The sequence below is a fragment of the Dactylosporangium sp. NPDC051087 genome, assembly GCF_055586325.1.
Window position 1 is genome coordinate 1 of sequence record NZ_JBVJIJ010000073.1, and the last position, 5,417, is coordinate 5,417.

The 5,417-nt window shown below is 69.0% G+C and carries 4 protein-coding genes and 2 pseudogenes; 5 read left to right on the forward strand and 1 reads right to left on the reverse strand.

Annotation, left to right across the window (positions count from 1 at the left end):
• The first annotated feature begins 212 nt into the window (after positions 1-212).
• The 5 genes and pseudogenes from ACZ6TV_RS54665 (at position 213) to ACZ6TV_RS54685 (ending at position 4,044) form a co-directional block, all read left to right on the forward strand.
• Positions 213-1,359: pseudogene (locus tag ACZ6TV_RS54665) on the forward strand (IS701 family transposase).
• Between the two features lie 433 nt (positions 1,360-1,792).
• Entirely contained in the window at positions 1,793-2,332 is a 540-nt protein-coding gene (locus tag ACZ6TV_RS54670; protein ID WP_465309611.1) for a TetR/AcrR family transcriptional regulator, read from the forward strand.
• Complete coding sequence (locus ACZ6TV_RS54675; RefSeq protein WP_465309593.1) at positions 2,314-3,000, forward strand: type 1 glutamine amidotransferase domain-containing protein; 687 nt, start codon at positions 2,314-2,316, stop codon at positions 2,998-3,000. The genes ACZ6TV_RS54670 and ACZ6TV_RS54675 overlap by 19 nt, the downstream gene beginning before the upstream one ends.
• A 56-nt stretch (positions 3,001-3,056) precedes the next feature.
• The gene (locus ACZ6TV_RS54680) at positions 3,057-3,506 is read left to right on the forward strand and encodes an NAD(P)H-binding protein (protein WP_465309595.1); all 450 of its coding nucleotides are present in this window, start codon (positions 3,057-3,059) and stop codon (positions 3,504-3,506) included.
• A 94-nt stretch (positions 3,507-3,600) separates the two neighbouring features.
• Positions 3,601-4,044, forward strand: a complete 444-nt coding sequence (locus ACZ6TV_RS54685) for a hypothetical protein (RefSeq protein WP_465309597.1) — start codon at positions 3,601-3,603, stop codon at positions 4,042-4,044.
• A 197-nt stretch (positions 4,045-4,241) separates the two neighbouring features.
• On the opposite strand, the pseudogene ACZ6TV_RS54690 reads toward ACZ6TV_RS54685, so the two are convergent.
• Positions 4,242-5,273 (reverse strand): annotated as a pseudogene (locus ACZ6TV_RS54690) (carboxylate-amine ligase); the annotation flags it as partial.
• Between the last annotated feature and the right edge of the window lie 144 nt (positions 5,274-5,417).

Sequence of the window (5,417 nt, forward strand, 5' to 3'; positions counted from 1 at the left end):
TCAAACGCATGCAATACCGCCACGGCCTCTTCGACAGCTACCTCACCGCCACCGGCCTATCCCCACCCAAACCCTGACCCCGAAAGGTCTCTAGTTAGGGCAGACGTCGCTGGCCCCGTCGGGCTGCGTCTGCCCCCGGCCTGACGCGCGCAGCAAGCGCTCACGGTAACGGTTAGTACTGCAACGGCACTTGGGTTGACCGCGCATGGATGATGTTCGCTGTGGTGGCGGAGATCGAGGCGTGGTCGGCGGCGCTGGACCGGTTGCATGAGCGGATCGGTCGGCGGTTCGGCCGGTCGGAGCCGCGGCGTCGGGTGCGGGACTACCTGTGTGGTTTGGTCGGGGGGGCTGGAGCGTAAGAACGGCTGGACGGTGGCCGAGCACGCGGGTGAGGTGTCACCGGACGGGATGCAGCGGCTGCTGCGGTGGGCGGGCTGGGACGTGGACGCGGTCCGTGACGATGTCCGCGACTACGTGGTTGAGCATCTGGGCCGACGGGACGGGGTGTTGATCGTTGATGACACCGGGTTTCTGAAGAAGGGCACCCGGTCGGCTGGGGTGCAGCGGCAGTACTCAGGCACGGCTGGGCGGACCGAGAACTGTCAGGTCGGTACGTTCCTGGCCTACCGCAGCGAAGCCGGGCACGCCCTGATCGACCGGGAGTTGTACCTGCCGGCGTCATGGACCGACGACCGGGACCGGTGCCGTGCCGCGGGCGTGCCAGACGAGGTCGGGTTCGCCACCAAGCCGGAGCAGGCCAAGGTCATGCTCGCCCGGGCGTTGGACGCGGGTGTGCCCTGCGGCTGGGTGACCGCGGACGAAGCCTACGGGCAGGTCAAGTCGCTGCGGGTGTGGCTGGAGGAACGCGACGTCGGCTACGTGATGGCCACCCGCCGCAACGACGACGTGGTCACCACGCACATGGGGTTTGCGCGGGTCGACGACCTCGTCGCGGCGTTGCCGGCCTCGGCGTGGCGGCGGCTGTCCGCCGGGGCCGGTGCGCACGGCCCGCGCATCTACCAGTGGACCCGCACGCCGATTCGGGTGTCATGGCAGCCCGGCCGCGGGTACTGGGTCCTGGCCCGCCGCAACATCACCACCGGCGAGCTGGCGTACTACGTCTGCTACGGGGCGCGCCGCACCACCCTGGCCGATCTGGTCTGGGTGGCCGGCTGCCGGTGGTCGATCGAGGAGTGCTTCCAGCAGGCCAAAACCGACGCCGGCCTGGATCACTACCAGGTCCGAGACTGGCGGGCCTGGTACGCCCACATCACCCTGTCGATGGCCGCCCATGCTTGGCTCACCGTCGCCAGAACCGTTACCGCAAAGGGGGAACTGACCCCGGCGACGACACGATGATCGGCTACACCGTACCGGAGATCCGCCGCCTACTCATCGCCTTCCTCCTCCGACACGCACATCGACCAGACCGGATCTGGGAATGGTCACAATGGCGTCGCCGACGCCAACACCAAGCCCGCCTCAGTCACTACCGACGACGCGGCCACCCACTCACCTAACTGCCGTTGCAGTATTAGTAGTCGATCGGGTTCGCGTCACCCTTTCGGTGGGAACTGTCTTCGGCGGGTCAGGATGCATCATCGAGCGTTCACCTGCGGTCTGAGGTGCTTGTCGGTGCGGTTTGTCTCACCGACCGGCTTCTCGGGGGTCAACTCCTGGTAATGTAAGCAGCGCTTACTTACGTGTGGGGGTGTTAATGGGTCCAGGCCCGGCCAGGCCCGGCTATCACCATGGCGATCTCCGCGCGACGTTGGTGCTCGCAGCGTTGGAGATGCTGGAGGCCGGCGAATCGTTCTCATTGCGGGCGGTCGCCCGCCGGGCCGGGGTGTCGACGGGCGCCCCGTACCGGCACTTCGCCGATCGGGAGGCGTTGGAGTCCGCGCTCGCCGTTCATGGGCTGCATGAGCTGATGGGCGGTCTCACCGTAGGTCAGCGGCCCCGGACGTCCGCTGCCGAGGTGAGCGAGCTCGCGGTGGAGTATGTGCGCTTCGCGCTGCGTCGTCCGGCACTGTTCCGACTGATGTTCGGGCAGGCGTGTGATGACCGGGACGACGAGCGCGTGCGCGCCGCCGGTGCCCTGCACGACTATCTCGCCACCGTCATGGCAGAGGCCTTCCCGGCGTCGGAGCCTGTTGCCCTGGCCACGGCCGGCTGGTCGCTCGCCCACGGGCTTGCGTTTCTGCACCTTGACGGCAAGCTCACCAACACCGACCAGGCTGTCATCGACGAACGCGTGCGTTCCACGTTCGCTGCCGTTTTCCCGCTCAGCACCGAGACCAGAAGCGAGGACCCATGGACGCGCGCATCCTGATCGTCGTCACCAACGTCGACCGCTACGACGCCGACCCGTCGCACCCGACCGGGTTGTGGCTGTCGGAGCTGACGCACGCCTACGACATCTTCGCCGGGCGCGGGTTCGAGCAGACGATCGCGAGCCCTGCGGGCGGGAAGTCGCCGCTGGAACCGCGGTCGCTGAAGTTCCCGAACTACGACACGTCAGCCAAGGCGTGGCATGAGGACCCGGCCCGCATGGCACTGCTGGACGACACCGCCAGCGCCGAGGAGATCGACTCGGTCGGCTACGACGCGATCTACTTCACCGGCGGCCACGCTGTGATGTTCGACTTCCCCGGCAGTGCCGGGCTGCAACGGATCACCCGCGAGATCTTCGAGCGCGGCGGCGTCGTGGGCGCGGTCTGCCACGGCTACTGCGGCCTGCTCGACACCACGCTCTCCAACGGCGACTACCTCGTCGCCGGCCGCGACCTCACCGGGTTCTCCTGGCACGAAGAAGTCCTCGCCCACGTCAACAAACTCGTCCCCTACAACGTCGAGGAACGGATGAAGCAGCGCGGCGCACGCTACTCCAAGGCCCTGCTGCCGTTCGTGTCCAATACGGTGGTCGACGGCCGGCTCGTCACCGGCCAGAACCCCGGCTCCGCCAAAGAGACCGCCACCAAGGTCGCGGCGCTGCTCTAACCCGCCGACACGAACCCGCCGACACGGACCCGCTTCGACCCCGGAGGGCGACTACCATGCAGACGCTGCTCGGATCGGGCGGCCAGATCGCCGAGGAACTCGCCCGCGAACTGCGCCGCAGCTTCACCGGCGACATCCGCCTGGTGAGCCGGACACCCCGCAAGGTGCACGACAGTGATCAGGTCGTGTCCGCCGACATCACAGACGCCGGCGCAACCGACGCGGCAGTGGCAGGCAGCGACATCGTCTACCTCACCGTCGGTCTGCCGATGGACTCCAGGCTCTGGGAGCAGCGGTTCCCGAAGATGATGGCGAACACGATCACCGCCTGCCGCAAGCACAGCAGCAGGCTGGTGTTCTTCGACAACACCTACATGTACCCGCGCACCGCAACACCCCAGACCGAGAACACGGCATTCGAACCGGGGGATGCAAGGCCACCGTGCGGGCCCAGATCGCGACGATACTGCTGGACGAGATGCACGCGGGCACGATCGACGCGGTGATCTGCCGAGCCCCCGAGTTCTACGGCCCGGCAAAACCCAGAGCCTCACCAACACGGCCGTCTTCGACCGCATCAGGCAACACAAGCGGCCGATCGTGCCCGTCAGCGCCCACACCCGGCGCAGCCTGATCTGGACCCCGGACGCCAGCCGAGCCATGGCCCTCATCGGCAACACACCCGACGCCTACCAGCAGACCTGGCACCTACCGATCGACCCGGACCGCCTCACCTACCAGGGCATGATCGACATCGCCGCGCACACCACGGGGCGGAAGATTCCGTACACGGTCGCTCCTCGATGGGCGTTTACGATCGGCGGGCTTATCAACCCGGTAGTGAGGGAGGATCAGCCCGAGGCCCGCGCGGACATCTGCGCCGGCCCGCACCTGTTCGGCATCGCCCTCCCGGTCAGCGGCAACCGGTACAACGACGGGCCGATCAGCGCCGCCGACGCCCGGGTGCCGGTGCTGGTCGTCGAGCCGCACGAGGAGCTGCAGCTTGCACGCGAGGCGACGCGTGCTCAGCGGGACAGCTCGTAGAGGCTGTTGTACGGGCCGGCGGTCAGCCAGATCACGGCGGCGGTGGTCAGACCATCGCGCCAGCATCACCACAACACGGCCACAGCACCGGCTTGCCGCCGGTGACCTCGATGCGGGCGCCGGAGACACAGCCGGCTGGCCCGCCCGTCGTCGCTTTCGGGTGCACGTGCCATCGAGTTGGTCGTCGTACGGCGGCGTCAGGTGGGCACGGCCAGGTCCTGCAGCACTCCGAGCAGGCCACCGGTCCGCTGGAACGCCCGCCGCTGGCGGGTGGCGCCGTTGCCTTCCACCCGGAGGCGGGTCAGCGCACCAGCGACGAGGTCCTGATCGCCGTCGCGTTCCAGTGCCGCTTCAACGGTCGCAGCGAGCGCGTCGACCATGTCCCAGGCCGGTCGTGGCTCCCGCCGCGGCAGGTCCATCAGCGTGCCGTCCAGTCCGCTGTGTGCCGCGCCCCAGTGCGCCGCCCGCAGCAGATGGCCAGGTACCCGGGGCGCCGGCCGGCCGGCCGCGATGTCGGTGAGGACTGTCGCGACCAAGGCGCGGAGCAGGCCGGCAAGGAGGACGGTGTCATCGGCGGTAGGGCAGACGTCGCCGACCCGGATCTCGACCGTCGGATAGCTCCTGGACGGCCGGGCCCACCATAGGACCATCGTGGTGTCGAGCATGACGCCGGTGGCGATGAGCTCGGCCACGGTGCGCTCGTAGTGCTCGACGGACTCCAGGTAGGGCGACGGTCCTAGGCTTGGCCAGCGCTCCATCTGAATGCTGCGCCAGCTGGCGTGGTGGGTTTCCGCGCCCGCGTGGAAGGGGGAGTTGGCCGCGAGTGCCTGCACGACCGGTAGCCAGGGCCGCAGGTGGTTGCAGACCTGGACGGCCGTCTCGTGGTCCGGGACCCCGACGTGGACGTGGCAGCCGCACAGTGCGGGGTCGTGGGCGATGGGGCCGTAGTGGCGGGCGATGGCGTGGAACCGTGGTGTGTCCTCGACGGTGCGGTCGCGCTCGCCGACCGGTGTGGCGCCGACCGCGACGAGGCTGGCGCCCACCGATTCGGCGGCCGCGGCGGCGGCGGACCGGTTGCTCTCGAGGTGTCGACGCAGTTCCGGTAGCGACGTGCAGACGGGCGTGACCATTTCCATCATGCTGCGCCGGAACTCGACCCGGCTCTGCTCCCGAACCTGGTCGGGGAGCGCGGCCCGGGCTGCGTCCGCCAGCGGTACGTTCTGCCCGGTTCCGGGGGGGGGGGGGGGGGGACCCCCCCCCCCCCCCCCCCGGGGGGAGGGGTGGGGGGGGGGGGAAGGGGCAAAAGGGAGGTCTCCCCCTTTTTTCAGGCGTTGTTGTTGGTGGCGGTCCCCCCGATGCGCCACGCCCTCACC